The sequence below is a fragment of the Massilia paldalensis genome (assembly GCF_044901715.1).
GTDB classification, from domain to species: Bacteria; Pseudomonadota; Gammaproteobacteria; order Burkholderiales; family Burkholderiaceae_D; genus Telluria; species Telluria paldalensis.
In genome coordinates this window covers 74,200-88,446 of the sequence record NZ_JBJCIU010000006.1, presented here as the reverse complement: position 1 = coordinate 88,446, position 14,247 = coordinate 74,200, and the positions used below count along the sequence as shown (strand labels likewise).

Sequence of the window (14,247 nt, the reverse complement as noted above, 5' to 3'; positions counted from 1 at the left end):
TGTCCTTAATTTGCGAAAGGTTTGGTAAATTCGTCCAGGTTGCGCAAGATCGAGCCGAAGGCCAGTTCCTCGCACACTTTGGCGAATGCTTCCTTGTCGAACTTGCCGCCGTCGACCTTCGTTTGCGACTTGGGCGGCGGCTCGACCTGGAGCAGCTGCATCATTTGGAAGTTGCGCTTGTAAATCGCGCGGCCCTCGGGCGATGCCAGCCCGATGTGCTTTTTCAGTCGGGGCTTGAACTCACCGCTGTCACAGCGATGCCAGAAATTGCGTACGCTCCCGAATTCAGCGATGAACTCTGGCGCCCCCTTTTCACCGATCCCGCCCACACCGGAGATGCAGTCGGAGGTGTCGCCCACCAGGATCTTCGTCTCGAGGTAGGCGAACGGGGTCTTGCAGCCGGTCTTGTTGTAGAAGTTCGCCGCGGTGGTCAGCTTCGCGTCGTTACGCGGGTCTTTCCACCACACGTTGCGGCGCACCAGCTGCATCCAGTCGCCGTCGCCAGTGATCAGGCCGATCTCATTCGCCGGGTCGGCGGACAGCTTGCGCACGAAGTAGCCGGCCAAGTCATCTGCCTCGCGGTCATATGCGGTCATCTGGCGAACGCCGAGGGTGGACAGGAGGCGCTCGATGAACGGCTTCTGCTTGGCGTATGCCGCCTTCATCGCGACTTTCTCGGGCGTGTCGCGACGGTTGGACTTGTATTCGGGGTGCAGCTTGAAGCGCCAGTCGGCGCGACCGTCCCACAGGACCATCGGGACGAATGAGCGGTTCTCGATACGCAGTTCGCGGATCGTCTTGGTGATGCCGAAAGCAGCCTGGGTCTCCATGCCGCCAGCGTTCAGTTTGGTCGCCTGCTGGGCGGCGTAGCCGATCGCGTTGCCGTCGATCAGAAGAATCTTTTGTGCCATTTGTCTCTCCGAAGGGAAAAAGAGCCGGCACAAGGCCGGCTCCTCACTCAGTCACCGGCGACTTACTCGGGCAGTTCGCCGAGCAGCGCGTCGATGTCCGAGTCCAGCGACGGATCGGTAACAGCCGATGCACTCGGGCTGTTGTCGAAGTCAGGCACGTCTTCGAAGTCAGTCGAGGCACCCTTCGGTGCAGCCAGCGCCGAAGGGCGGGTGCGCGGTGTATCTGCGCCAGTTCCCGGTGCCGGCAGAACGCCAGCGACGCTGTTGATGGCGCCGATCGCGCGACGTTCCTGTTCTTCCGATTCCTGTTTGACGTAGTCATCCAGGTTGTGCAGCTTGCCCAGGACGGCGGCCGGAACCTTCAGGGTCTTGGCAGTCGGCATGGCGCTGTACTTGGTGTTCAGGCCCTTGCCGTCGCGCGACAGCTTCAGGATGATCGCGGCGTCCGGGTCCAGCGGCTTGCCTTCGTACTCGATCACGATGTCCAGGATCTGTTCGAAGATGCCGCGCTTCAGTTCCAGGATGACCGGCGTGTTCGGCTCTTTCGAGTCGAGCATCAGGGCATTGACCAGAACGGTGCGGCTCGCTTTCGCCTTGCCCAGGACTTCGGTCAGGGCGTCGTCGGCTGCAGCGCGGGTTGCAGCGGCCAACGCCGAGCAGACTGCGCAGTCCTTTTCGAACGTGGCGTGCGTGCAGAGATACACGGCCTTGATCTGGTCGGCCTCGTCCTTGATGAAGTGCTGGCCGAAGTCGTGATACCACGTCGGGTCTTCGGCGCGCCAGCCCGGCAGGATCACCACGCGATTCTCGCCGGCTTCCAGCTTGGCGGTTTTTTCAGTCTTTTTCAGGGACTGTTTCTTCGCCAGCATCATTTCCATCAGTTTGTTCTTGTCCATAAGTTCTTTCGTGGGTAGGTTTTTCAGTTGGTTAAGTTCCGTCAGACTTTCGTCGTCGGGCATTCACATTATAGCTCACCTGTGACTTACTTTTGAGGCCACAGGTAGGCAAAAGTGATCTTAGGCGCTGCGAAGCCCACCGACGACTTGGGCGGCCGCCGCGCGCTTGTCCTGGTGGTTGCCCTCGGCGGCGAGAATGCGCAGTTGGCCCTTGCCTTCTTCACGGCGGTCGGCGCCCAGCTGCACCAGCATGTCCTTGCGGTCACGCAGCGCGTCGGTGCAGGAGCGACGCACGGCAGCGATGGTCTCGGCCTCGATCACGCGGTTCTTGGACGACACGTATTCCGGATCCTGCTTGACGGCGTTTTCGACCATCTTCTCGGTCACCTTCTCGCCGGTCAGGGCCAGGGCCTTGCGGTGCTTGTCGTACAGGCGGGCCTCGACGACCTCGTGGCGCAGCTTGAGACGCGAGTGCTGCGCTTCGGCATGAGCGGCTTGTTCGCCGTGGTAGGCGCGCAGGCCTGCCTGCTGCATCATCGCGTCGTCCAGGGTGTTGATCGAGACCTTGATGTCGTCGCGGAACTCGGCCATGTCGATGTAGTGGTTCAGCTCCTTCTTCGGCGCTGCAGCCGCGGCCGCCGGCGTCGGAGTGGGCGTCGGGGTCGGAGCCACGCGCAGGGTCGCGCCTTCCCGCTCCAGCGATGCAGCGACGGCCGCCAGGGCTTCTTCGCCCTCCAGGTGGACGATCGGCTCGGGTTCAGGTTCCGGGGTGGGCTTGGTCGCCGCAGTGGTGGGCATCGGCTTCGATGCCGGGGCGAGCTGCACTTCCTCGCTCACGACCTTGGCGCGAGCAGCTTTGGCCAGCTCCAGGGCGGTCGGTTTGGCGGCGGGCGTGGCCGGCGGCGTCACCGGTTTCGCATCCTGGGCCGGGGTTGCTTCCAGCTCCGCAGCCAGAGCGGCCAGCTCGTCGTCAGGGTTGCTTTCGACCGGCGCAGCAGCAGCGGTCGGCTTCTTCTGCTCCAACTCGGCGGCGATACGGGCCAGCTCGGCTTCCATTTCCGCATCCTTGTCGGTGGCTGCGACCGGTTCGAACGGGGTGTCGTCCGCCTTCGTGTCCGGATCGCCGTTCAGTTCCGCTGCCAGGGCGTCCAGGTCATCGTCGGCAGCCGCAGCCGGCGCCGGTGAGGCTGCAGGCGCGTCGACCACGTCAGCGGTTTCGGCCTCCAGCTGGGCCATCAGATCGTCAAGCTCGTCATCGCCGATCGGAATTTCTTTTTGTGCGGTTGCCATGCTCATTTCTCCAGTTGAGAGTGGTAGTACAGGTTGATGGTACAGATCGCACGCAGGAGAGGGAACCCTCCCGCGCACGGCAATTTAGGTCAGACCGTCGAAGTGAAAACCGGTCTTATCGGCGATGCTGATGGCGTGCAGGTAGAACGCCTGATGCATCGTTCCGCCGTCCTTCTGGTCCTCGATGAACTGCATGTTGTGCAGCCTGTCGACCCACCAGTTGAAGCGGCCGTAGGATTGAAAGATGTCCGCCACCTGCGCGGCGCATCGGTTCAGGTCGTCATTGGTCACGACAGAATCTCCGCTACCTTGGCGAACACGTCGTTGAGGACGAGCTGCTTCGCCGGGTCGTGGTAAATCTGCTGCGGGTTCAGTCCGCACACGATGGTCGCGTCCAGCTTGGCGTCGTAGATCGCCTTGCCGATCAGCTCGGTGGTGCCGCCCTTGTGACCAGGGAGGAAACGCTTGATCGACGCTGCGCCCAGCGCCACGATGATCGGGGGTTTCAGCACGTCCAGCTCGCGGGACAGGTACTGCGCGCAGCCATTCATCTGCTGGTTGGTCAAGAACTTATCGTTCTTTTTGGCCTTCACCAGCGTCGTGAAATACCCGTCGCCCGGTGCGATGCCCGCTTCCTTGATCGCAGTCTTCACACAGTCAGCGGTGTCGCCTTCCATCAGCTTGTTGGCCTTCTCCTCTTGCCAGTTCGGGCAGTCGGACACGACCATGAACTTGACGTTCGACTTCATCCGGATCGCCGGATGCGGCTGGCCGGCCAGGTCACAGGCGTTGCAGCCGCGGTAGTCCTGGACGATGTGAATGATCTTCGCCTTCACGAAGGGTTCCGTCACGTCCGTGGTGCGATCAGCCTTGACGGCATCGATGATCAGGCCCGGCATCAGTTCGGTCTGGTCCTTGCGGCGCGACAGGTCGCGGGCAGGCTTGGCGCCAGGTTCGATCGAGGCGAGGGCGCCGACCAGGCGCAGGTTCTCGACCACGCGCGCATTGACCTTCGATCCCGGCTGCGCAGCGGTCTGCAAGAACTCCTCGATGGTGTCGAAGCGGCCCTTGACCGGCGCGCTGTCGTCCGGGCCGTAGACCGGCTCCAGGGTGCCGTCGCGCTTTTTCTTGTCGCGCACCTTGATCCAGCCGCGGTTCTGCTCGCGCAATTCGGCGATGCGGCGCGCCGTGTTCTCCGAAATGCCCATGACCTTGCTGAACGGGGCCAGCAGGTGCTTGTCGTCCGGGATCGTGAAGCGGTCGGTGGACATGTTGATGTCCGGCGGCAGCACCTCGATGCCGCAACTGCGCGCATCGTTGACCAGGCCCGTCAGCTTCTCGTCGCCGACGATCGACAGGCAGGCGGCGAAGTATTCGGCCGGGTAGCGCACGCGCACCCACATTGTCCACACCGAGATCACGGAATACTCGACCGAGTGCGACTTGTTGAAGCCATAGCCGGCGAACGATTCGATCTTGTCGAAAAGCTGGCCCGCCGTCATAGGGTCCATTCCTGACTTGTCCTCGCAGCCCTTGACCCACTTGTCGCGCATTTCCGCCATCTTGTCGGCGTCTTTCTTACCCATAGCTTTCCGCAGGTTGTCCGCTTCGGCGCCGGTGAAGCCGGCCAGGTCGACGGACAGCTGCATGACCTGCTCCTGGTACACGACGACGCCCCCGGTGGTGGCCAGCGCCGCTTCCATGTTCGGATGCTCGTAATACGGCGACTTGCGACCCTGCTTGATGGCCACGAAGTCCTCGAGCATGCCCGAATCCATCGGACCCGGGCGATACAACGCGGTCGCGGCCGAAATGTCTTCGAACGTGAGCGGGCCGCCCTTGGCCAAGTCCTTCAGCAGCTTCTTCATTCCGGGCGATTCGAACTGAAACACGCCCGTCGTATCGCCGCGCGCGAATGCAGCCATCACGTCCGGCTCCTCGAGCGGCAGGTTCACGTAGCTGATGTCCTTGCCGTGACGGTCCTTGATGTACTTACGGGCGATCTCCAGCACGTCGAGCGTGGACAGGCCCAGAATGTCCATCTTGACCAGGCCCCAGTCCTCGACCACACGCTTGTCCCAATTCGTGACCGGAATGCCGTCGCTCCTGGTCTCGATGACGGCGCGGTTCACCAGCGGCTCGCCGGCGACGACTGTGCCCGCGGCGTGCTGGCCGAAGTTGCGCATGACCCCTTCCAGCTTGAGGGCGTGGCCCCAGATGCCGGGGTGCTCGTCGCGGAACTTCTCGATGTCGGCCACCGCGTCGGCGGAGGCAGTCAGGGTCATCGACTGGCCGTGCTCCTTTGGGACCAGCTTCGTCACCGAGAGGGCCAGGTTATCCAGCTCGTACACGCGCCCGGTGTCGCGCAGGGCAGACGCCGACGCGAGGGTCGAGAAGTTCGAAATGCCGGCGACGCGGTCGGCGCCATACTTGGCCGTCAGGTACTCGATGACCTCGTGGCGGCGCGTGGACATGAAGTCCAGGTCGGCGTCGGGCAGGTCAAGACGTTCGGGGTTGATGAAGCGTTCGAACAGCAGGTTGAAGCGGATCGGATCCACGTCGGTGATGCCGATCAGATACGCAACCAGCGAGCCGCCCACGGAGCCGCGACCAGGGCCAACGATGATCCCGTTATTCTTGGCCCACATGACCAGGTCCTCTACCAGGAGGAAATAGCCGGCGAAGCCCATCTTCTTCAAGACGGACAGCTCGTACTTCAGGCGAGTCTGGTACGTGGGCATGTCTGCGGCGCTGGGACGGTGGCCCAGCACCTCCTGGCCGAACCGCTTCTTCCAGCCGGCGATACACTTCTGGCCCAGCGCTTCGAACTCGTTGGGCGCCATCTGCGGCAGCGAGACCGGGTGCTTCTTGAACTCGTAGGTGCACAGGCCCGCGACCTTCTCGATGTTGACCAGGCCCTGCTTCCACAGACCAGGTTGGCTGACGCCGCTCCACTGGGCGGCGCGCTTGTGGGCGGCGAGCATGCGCTTGCCGATATCGAGTGGGGCCTTGAAGCCGAACTCCTTGACCGCCTGTTTCGGGCGCCAAGGGGTGGACATCTTGTTCTGCGTCGTGATGACGTTGAGCACCTCCAGGGTGTCGGCGTCCGCGTCGTCGCGGTACATGAAGGGATAGGTGACGAGCGGCTGCAGCGCCGGGCTTCCCATCAGCGCCTGCAGGGCCAGCGCGTTCATGCGGTCGAACAGCGGCGTGTCGATCGGCGTAAGTTCCACAAAGAAGCGGTTGCCGAACTTGGCAGCCAGGTTGGCCAAGATGTCGTCGCGCATCGGGTGCGAGAAGGCGCCGTAGAAGTCGCCGGTCGTGACGATGATGCCCTCCATCGCGAGCACGTCCTGCCAGCCGCAACGGCTGTGGTAGTAGAAGTATTCCGCGCTGTTAGCCTTCGTCAGCAGCTTGAGCAGGCTCTGGATGCCGGTCTCGTCGACGGCGTACACCTTGAGCATGACGAGTGGGTTCGGCTTCTCCACCTCGCCGGATGCCTTGCTCGGCTTGCGGTAGGTAGGATCGTCGACCACGCGCAGGCGGCAGCCGATGATCGGCTTGATGCCAGCCTTCTTGCACTTGTTGGAAAAGTCGACCATGTTGTGGATCGACATGTCGTCCACCAGGGCGACGGATTCGTAGCCATGCTTCTTGGCCTCGTCGATGATATGGTCTGCCTGCAGCAGCGACTGTCCGATGGAGAAATCGCTGCGTACAGACAGAGCGTGGTTGATGTTCATTGCTGCCTCTTTCTCGTGATGCGTGACGTAAATTCTCTCAACCCAAACCAGGATGCAGAACGATGTTGTCGCCGTCCTTACCAACGATCCTGAACGCTCCCAGCACCGCAATCGCCATCGAAATGTGCGATGCGGCGGTCTCCTCGCTCCAGCCCAACTCCTGGGCCATCGCCACGCGCAGGGACGCACGCGTGAAACCGCCATTTATCAAGTGATTGCAGACCACGCGCAGGTATGCTGGCCCGCCCTCTGCAAACGGGTTCATACGCTTCGGGAGCATGGCGCGCATGTCGTTCATGCGACCCATCTTGCACAGCGTCGTCGCCTGGTCAGCCGCCTTTTTGTTCTGGGCAGCGATGCGCTCGATCGTGCTGGTCATCTCCACCGTCAGGGCGAACGTCACACGCTCCTGGGCCGTGGTGCGAGTCAGGGGCTTGTTTGACACCTTCGGCTGCGACACCTTGATCGGCGATTTCTCGACTGCCTTGGTCTGGGCCGGTGCCGGCGCCGCCTTCGCCCGGGCGACAGCGTGGCGCTTGAGCAGGTCGCGCACGTCGACCGTCGCGCGGATCGACTCCAGGGTGGCCAACGAGGCGCTGTTGCACTGGTCGTAGGCCACGCAGCCCTTGCACACCGATGAATCCTGGCTGTAGACGCTTGCGGCGCCAAAGCAGCCAGGGGCTTTTTGTTCGATCATGCTGCTTCCTCGATATACTTGACGGCGTTGCGCAGTTCGCATTCCGCCATCGACAGTTCGCGCTCAGTAGCGCCGCCCAGCATCGTCAGGAACTTCTTGACGGTGACGAGCGAAAGTCCTTCCTTCATGGCGCGCGCATGCACGCCTACTTCTTCGGCGACGGCAGCGTGGGCACGCTGGCTGCGCAGTTCGTTCACCAGCTCCAGCGGCGGGTCGCGCAGCCAATCGACCATCAGGTTTGCCAGCGGTGACAGGTTCGCCATCGCCCGGTCCATCAGCTGCTTCGTTTCGATGATCTCCTCGGGCGACTGAAAGTCGCCGGCGATCGTTTCCTCGAATGACAGGTCGCCACTGCCTTCTCCGCCAGGTCGCCCGATGTCGTCAAAACACTGTGCCCCGATCCCGTATTGAATGGACGGCAGTTCCTTCTGGGCGGCTGCGCGGCGGCGCGCGTTCTCCTCTTCGCGAGCGGCAACCTCCTCCTTCATTTCATCGGTCAAGCGCTTCACACCGGTGAACTTGCCGATCGCCTTACTGAAGTGGCTGTGCGCCGCGCGGGTGTAGTACGCCGAGAACTTGACGCCCGCCTCGGGATCGAACCCGCGGGTGGCCATCACGAAGGCCAGCGACGCCTCCTGGAACATGTCGTCGTAGGAGAGGGGAACGCCCGCCTGCTGTGCCCGCGCAAACCCACGCTTGGCGTGGAAGTGGACCAGGCCGATGTTTTCTTTGAAGCTGAGCGTTTCGTTCATGATGCCTATCCCCTCTACTGCCAATTACCCGAAAATCCGCTGCGCCAGGCCGTCAGCCACTTCGCGGTCGATCTTGCCCAGCTTGTTGATGAAGGACAGCTGCAGCCCGACGCGGAACGAACCGCGCATCACGCCGATGCGGCTCGCGTAAATCAGGGTACGGGGCGAGATCGTGTCGCTCATCTTGGCGCCGTCGTATGCCTGGCGCACCAGCGTGGCGAACTCGACCATCTTGTCGGCGTCGTCGGCCACCAGCTTGCAGTGGTTCTGGAGGATCTGGCTCTCTGCCTTTTTCTCCATGTACTTCTTGTTGATCACCATGCCGAAGCGGTCGTAGTTGGCCGAGTTCTGAATCATGGTTCCCTGGTACAGGCCCGACTCGTCGCCAGAACCGTTCGTGTTGCCGGTGGCCACGAAGCGGAAGCCAGGTGCCGGCTTGATGATGCGCTTGTCTGCGGGCGCTTCTTTAATCACCAGTGACTTACCTTCCAAGACGGCCTGATACACCGCGAGGACCGACGGCATGCCGAAATCGTATTCGTCGGCGCAGAAGACCCAGCCATTCATCATCGCCAGCGGCAGCGGGCCGAGTTCGAATTCGGTCTGACCGCCCTTGACCGTCCACTGTCCGACGATGTGGCTCTCTTCGGTGTTGACCGTGTGCTGAACACGGATCATCGGGCGGTTCGTGCGCGCAGCCACCTGCTCCAGCAGTTCCGATTTGCCCGCGCCCTTGTGGCCCCAGACCAGGCACGGAATGTTCAGCTCGAGAGCCAGGATCACGTTTTTCAGCTCGTCGATGTCGTAGACGTAGTTGTCCGAAATCGCCGGCACCATGTCCTGCTGGTCATGCGCCGACAGCACGCTGATGGGGATCGGATCGCCTTTGGCGCTCAGGGCGGCTTTCACGCGGCCGAGTTCGAAAGTCTCGTGCAGCGGACGCTTCGTTGGGTGGCCTTTCGGGATCAGGGTCGTAACGGAAGCGGCGGCGGTGCCAGCCATTTCCATCGTGGTGGCCGCCGGCGCCGCGCCGGCTGCAGCTTCACGCTCGCGACGCTTCTTGTCCAGCAGTTCCTGTGCGAACGGGGAGATCACCGGGGCTTCCGGGTATTCGGTCTGGTAGCGCTCGACCGTCCATTCGGGGTGGTCTTTGGCCAGGTGAGTCTTGATGACGTGCTCTTGCGCGCCACAGATTTTGCAGGTGATTTTTTCGGTCATAGTGGTTCTCCACGGTGGGCTACTCGCCCGATTAGTAAAATTCGATTTAGTGCTGCAACAGAAAGCATGATACCGATTACCGCCCGGATTATCAAGTCACTTGTGACTTATCCGAGCGGTAATCCGAAGAGGTCAGCCGGCGATCAGCTGGCGCAGCTCCTTCATCACGACCGCCGGCAGCTCGTCGACCTTGTTGATGACAAAATTCTTGGGGTAGAACTTCTTCACCTCGGAGGACTGAATGCCGATGCCGATCACCTTCATCCCGGTGCGCGACAGGTTCTCCACCACTTTTTTCAAGTGTGGCTGCAGCGTGTTCGTATAGCCGTATGCGTGCGGCGCGCCGTCGGACAGAACGATGAGGATCTTGCCCTTCTCGCGACGGGCCATCAGCCGGCGACCGGCGATCTCGACGCATTCACCGTCCACGTTGTTGCGCATGCTGCTGGTGTACGGCAGCCAGCCAAAGCGCTTCTTCGTCTCCGTACCCATACGCTCGGCGAAGCTCTTGAGGACCGGCATATACAGCTGCTCGTAGCGGCTGTACTGGCGCCCGATCTTTGCCTCCTCCTCGCGAATCTTGTTCAGGTCGCCGCCGCCCATTGCCGCCCCGGTGGTGAACGCCATGACCTCGTTGGGGATACCGATGCGGTCGAGTGTCGCCGACAGCGCGTACGCTGCCTGGGTGGCCGTGTGAATCTTCTCGCCGTCCATCGAACCGGAGAAGTCGACCAGCAGTTCGACCGCCACGTCCTTCGTCTCGGACTCGACCTTGCGGCGGAACACGCGGGTATCTTGCGTGGCCAGGCGCGACAGCGCTGCAGCGTTCAGGCGCCCGCTACGGTGGCCAGGGTTCCAGTGCGACAGGCTCTTGGCGCTGATGGCGCGCTCCAGGTCTTTCTGCAGTGGCCCGATCATGTGGTCGACCTTGTCCTGCAGCCCGGTCAGCATCGAGTCGGTGTAGCCGCTGCCGACCTTGAGCGGTTCGATGATGTCGTCGTCCGTCGTGTAGACGAGGTAGTCCGACGCCAGGGCGGCCTTCGCGGTCGTGTCGGTGATCAGGCCCGAGGCCACGTCATCGTAGTCCTTCGCGGTTTCACGGTCGATTGCTTCCCACGACAGCGAGGACGATTTCGCGATGTCGACTTCGTCGTCCGCGTTCGGTGCTTCCATCGGGCCACCGCCCGCCTCGCCGCCTTCATCACCCTCGTCGCCGCCGGCGCCGGCCGACAGGTCGCCGCTGGGGTCTTCTTCCGGGTCGACTTCTTCGTCCGAACCTTCGTCGTCGGCCGCTGGTGCCGGCGCCGCTTCTTCGTCGCCCTCTTCGTCACCGGCCGCGGGCGCTTCTTCCTCGTCAGTTTCTTCGTCGCGCTCGTCCTTCTTGCCGCCGGCGCTGGCAGCCTTTTCTTTCTTCTCGCCCTCGTCGTCGTCCGAGTCGTCGCTGGCGGTCGGGGAACCGGTCGCCCCGCCCGCTTCTTCGCCTTCGTCCTTGCCCTTCGGGGCCTTGCTGCCGCCCTTCGGCGTGGGCATCGGGATCGGCATCGGGCTGCTGCCTTCTTCTTCGTCCGATGGCGCTGGCTCACCGTCGCGCAGACGCTTGACGATGGTCTTGGCCAGGTTCAGGCAGTCCTTCGTCGACGCAGCGGCCGCGATCTTCGGCTGCAGGTCTTTGATCTTGTCGTACAGCTCCTGGACGTGGTGCATCTTGTCGCGCATATATTCAGCGAACACCTGCTGCCCCGCCATCATGCGCACCAGCGGCACGGTCAGCACGGCGGTCAGCTCCTCGTCGTTGCCGCTCTCCAGCGCTGCCTTCATGTGCGGCGTGGTGTATTTATCAAGGAAGAACTTGCCCATGCGGGCCATGTTTTCCGCCGAACCCTGGAACCGTTCGGCCATCGCGCGCTCGATCCGGCTGTCTTCGATCAGGTTCAGCATCCCACCGGCGCCGAACTTCTGCGCTTGGCCCATGAGCGGGAATTCGGTGAACAGGATGTGCGCAACTTCGTGATCGAGGAAGCCCTGGATCGCGTCGAGCAATTCCATATTCGCGTTATCCGGGATATACGGCAGGTTGACGTGATACGGGCGCCCCGTCTTGTCCGCCTTCACGTATGCTGAAATACCACGCTGCGTCACTTGAATGCCGCGTCCAGCCAACATTTGCGTGAGTTTTGTGATAGCCTCCCGCATAATGAAGATTCGGTCGTTTGATGCCATTTTTTTTAGCTCCCGTATGAAGTCATTAGTGACTGATAGATTCAAGTATAAAAACGCCCGTCAGGACGGGCAAGCAGGTTTGGTATCTCTCCTGCGCTCTCGCCTGACGGGCGCTTGGGTGATTCGGTACTACAGCGTTACTAAGGCGTTCAGCCCGGTCGTGTTGATCAGGACCAAGGCGCCCATGACTGGGTGGATGACACGGTGCAGGATCGTCCCGCCCAAGTCCAGGACGCTCTCGACCTTGCTTTCTTCCAGCAGGTCCGCGAAGTCCTCGAGGCTGATAACACGTTGTTTATCTACATCTACGGCGTTGCTCACTTCCAGGTTCTCCCATATTTAGGACCCAGCATTATGTGTGTCCGGTACGCAATCATTGTACGGGATTATAGTTCAGTCGGGACTTACTTTATGGTTATTTCTTAGACAATCAAAAGTGAGTTCTGTTGTTACAAAAAAATAAATTTAATCGAGAAATTCTTCAGGAAATCAAAGACTTAAGCATACTTGGGGCTGCCAGCTTAGTAATTATTTGCTATCTGGAGGGCTATAATAGTTGAGTAAATTAATTCAGCAGTGACTATAGTGCGTCACGGAAATACAACATTCTGTTAAGGAGCATACAATGAACGCAGTAGCCGACAAGGGTTTCGCCAAAAAGCCGAGCAAGCCTAATATCACCGTTGCCGAGTACATCACTCAGCAGGTGAACCTTTGCGGCAAGCAACAGCTGGACATTGCCCGGGAAGCAGGCTTCAACAAGCCGAACATCATCACGATGATCAAGCAGGGCAAGACCAAGCTCCCGATGGCCAAAGTTGGCCCGATGGCGAAAGCACTTGAAGTGGACCCGACCTACCTGTTTCAGCTGGCCATGCAAGAGTACGAGCCTGACACCTGGGAAGCACTGAAGGACTACATCTTCAAGGCGCCGCTGTTGACACAAAATGAGATCGAGATCATCGAAACAGTGCGCCAGTCGAACGTTCCAGATCCGCAGATTCGGACGGCGGCAGACCGTCGCGCCTTGATTGACGTGGTCTCCCATTTTGGACGACAACCCGACTGATCATGCCCAGACACGACGCCAAGACAGGCGCTAGAAATAGCGCCTTTTTGGCGGCGATAAGTTTTTAAGGTAATGCGGTTTTACGGCTACCAGAGCTTGTCCGCGAGGGTGCTTCCTCGGATATTGCTATAACGTCGGAGCATCCTGGTCGAGCTATGACCAGTGATCTTCATGACTTCGAAGTCTTGCATGCTGGTGCGTTCGAAGAACCGGCTTGTTGCCTCATGTCGCAGGTCGTGAAAGCGCAGGTCCGGACAGCCTGCAGCGTCGAAAATCCTTCCGAACTGACGGCTCAGCATTGCTGTCGTCCTGGTCAGAGAGCTGGCCTTTCCATCCCACCACGGCAGCAGCCGGCCACCCGGGAACGCATAGTTCTCCATTCCCCGTTCACCCGCCGCCACGTGCGCCAGGTACTTGTTGATCCGCTCCACTGCGACACTCGACATGGGAACCTGTCGCTTGTCACCGTTCTTCGTTCGGTCCAGGAAAATCGTGCGTCGATCGAAGTCCACCTGGTCCAGTGACAGCGTGTATATCTCGCGCATGCGCATGGCCGTTTCCAGCGCCAGGTCGAACAGCAGTTCAAGGGCAGCCTGATACGTCAGCAGCATGGGCCGCTGGCGCCCTTCGGGCTTGTTCCTATCGAGGATCCAGCGTATCCGGTCTTCCTCACCGTGCTCGAGCCGGCGATCCCGCTCATCATCCTCTTGCACAGTGAACTCGGGGTTCTGCGCGAGCGCCACCTGGGCGTCCCTCTCGGTGTATTGAGCATAGCTTTTTGGCAGCTGTCTGACCGGGTTTTGCGAGGTCGACAAAATGCGCTTTCTGCAGGCCCAGTCGAGACAGCGCCCGACCGCGCCGACATAATGACGGATGGTCGATGGGTTGAGGTTCCCGACCACCTTCATCTCCTGAATCCACTCCTCGATCCATTCGTAGCCGAGGACGGGCGTCTCGACCTTCCCGATCCTTCCATAGAGGGTGTTCAGCAGCAGCTTGTCCGACTTGGAGACGGCCACCGCTTGCAGGTAGGCATTGATCAGGCCGCCCATCGTCTTGTGCTCGCTGGTGGGTGCGATCGGCGCCGGCTGCGCGCCCAGCATCGCTTCGAGGCGCGCGACGAGTGATGCAAGGTCGCGCTCGGACTTCATTGAATCCCCTTGGCCCAGTCGCCGAACTCCTCGACGATCCGCTTCGCCTCGATCAGCTGCGCCTTCTCGTCGTCGGTTTGCGGCACCAGGCAGCCGAGCATCATATTCTGGGCGCTGGCCATCTTGGCGAAGCCGTCGAGCAGCTGCTGGCGATTTTTGATGAAGTGGCCCTTGAGTGAAGCATGGACCGGAATCTTCAAATCGGTGGCGCTGCGGTAAATGTCGAGCATGCCCTGCAGGCCTTCAACGTCTATCTTCATGTCCTCTCCGGTCTAAACTCGCGTCAACGGCTTTGCAATC

13 protein-coding genes are annotated in these 14,247 nt (G+C 61.1%); 1 reads left to right on the top strand and 12 read right to left on the bottom strand.

Annotation, left to right across the window (positions count from 1 at the left end; genetic code table 11):
- Positions 1-5 precede the first annotated feature (5 nt).
- The 10 genes from ACI1V7_RS25075 to ACI1V7_RS25030 form a co-directional block, all read right to left on the bottom strand.
- Positions 6-911 carry a 5'-3' exonuclease H3TH domain-containing protein gene (locus ACI1V7_RS25075; RefSeq protein ID WP_404534773.1) on the bottom strand — a complete coding sequence of 302 codons (906 nt, stop codon included), beginning with the start codon at positions 909-911 and terminating at the stop codon, positions 6-8.
- A 62-nt stretch (positions 912-973) separates the two neighbouring features.
- The gene (locus ACI1V7_RS25070; RefSeq protein WP_404534772.1) at positions 974-1,870 is read right to left on the bottom strand and encodes a hypothetical protein; all 897 of its coding nucleotides are present in this window, start codon (positions 1,868-1,870) and stop codon (positions 974-976) included.
- Positions 1,871-1,927: 57 nt separating this feature from the next.
- Positions 1,928-3,097 (bottom strand): hypothetical protein, encoded by a 1,170-nt coding sequence (locus ACI1V7_RS25065; RefSeq protein WP_404534771.1) that lies wholly within the window; start codon positions 3,095-3,097, stop codon positions 1,928-1,930.
- Positions 3,098-3,181: 84 nt separating this feature from the next.
- Positions 3,182-3,388 (bottom strand): hypothetical protein, encoded by a 207-nt coding sequence (locus tag ACI1V7_RS25060; protein ID WP_404534770.1) that lies wholly within the window; start codon positions 3,386-3,388, stop codon positions 3,182-3,184.
- Positions 3,385-6,840 carry a DNA polymerase III subunit alpha gene (dnaE, locus tag ACI1V7_RS25055; protein WP_404534769.1) on the bottom strand — a complete coding sequence of 1,152 codons (3,456 nt, stop codon included), beginning with the start codon at positions 6,838-6,840 and terminating at the stop codon, positions 3,385-3,387. Before dnaE ends, ACI1V7_RS25060 begins: the two co-directional genes overlap by 4 nt.
- Positions 6,841-6,877: 37 nt before the next feature.
- Positions 6,878-7,537 carry a hypothetical protein gene (locus tag ACI1V7_RS25050; protein ID WP_404534767.1) on the bottom strand — a complete coding sequence of 220 codons (660 nt, stop codon included), beginning with the start codon at positions 7,535-7,537 and terminating at the stop codon, positions 6,878-6,880.
- Positions 7,534-8,289 (bottom strand): sigma-70 family RNA polymerase sigma factor, encoded by a 756-nt coding sequence (locus tag ACI1V7_RS25045; protein ID WP_404534766.1) that lies wholly within the window; start codon positions 8,287-8,289, stop codon positions 7,534-7,536. The genes ACI1V7_RS25050 and ACI1V7_RS25045 overlap by 4 nt, the downstream gene beginning before the upstream one ends.
- 24 nt (positions 8,290-8,313) lie before the next feature.
- Entirely contained in the window at positions 8,314-9,507 is a 1,194-nt protein-coding gene (locus ACI1V7_RS25040) for an AAA family ATPase (RefSeq protein WP_404534764.1), read from the bottom strand.
- Positions 9,508-9,639: 132 nt separating this feature from the next.
- Entirely contained in the window at positions 9,640-11,553 is a 1,914-nt protein-coding gene (locus ACI1V7_RS25035; RefSeq protein ID WP_404534763.1) for a cobaltochelatase CobT-related protein, read from the bottom strand.
- Between the two features lie 303 nt (positions 11,554-11,856).
- Positions 11,857-12,048, bottom strand: a complete 192-nt coding sequence (locus ACI1V7_RS25030; RefSeq protein WP_404534762.1) for a hypothetical protein — start codon at positions 12,046-12,048, stop codon at positions 11,857-11,859.
- A gap of 304 nt (positions 12,049-12,352) precedes the next feature.
- Between ACI1V7_RS25030 and ACI1V7_RS25025 the strand changes: the two genes are divergently transcribed.
- The gene (locus tag ACI1V7_RS25025) at positions 12,353-12,796 is read left to right on the top strand and encodes a hypothetical protein (RefSeq protein ID WP_404534761.1); all 444 of its coding nucleotides are present in this window, start codon (positions 12,353-12,355) and stop codon (positions 12,794-12,796) included.
- Between the two features lie 86 nt (positions 12,797-12,882).
- Here the strand turns inward: ACI1V7_RS25025 and ACI1V7_RS25020 are convergent, their stop codons facing one another.
- On the bottom strand, positions 12,883-13,947 hold the full coding sequence (locus ACI1V7_RS25020) for a site-specific integrase (protein ID WP_404534759.1): 1,065 nt from the start codon (positions 13,945-13,947) through the stop codon (positions 12,883-12,885).
- Positions 13,944-14,207, bottom strand: a complete 264-nt coding sequence (locus ACI1V7_RS25015; RefSeq protein ID WP_404534758.1) for a hypothetical protein — start codon at positions 14,205-14,207, stop codon at positions 13,944-13,946. The genes ACI1V7_RS25020 and ACI1V7_RS25015 overlap by 4 nt, the downstream gene beginning before the upstream one ends.
- Between the last annotated feature and the right edge of the window lie 40 nt (positions 14,208-14,247).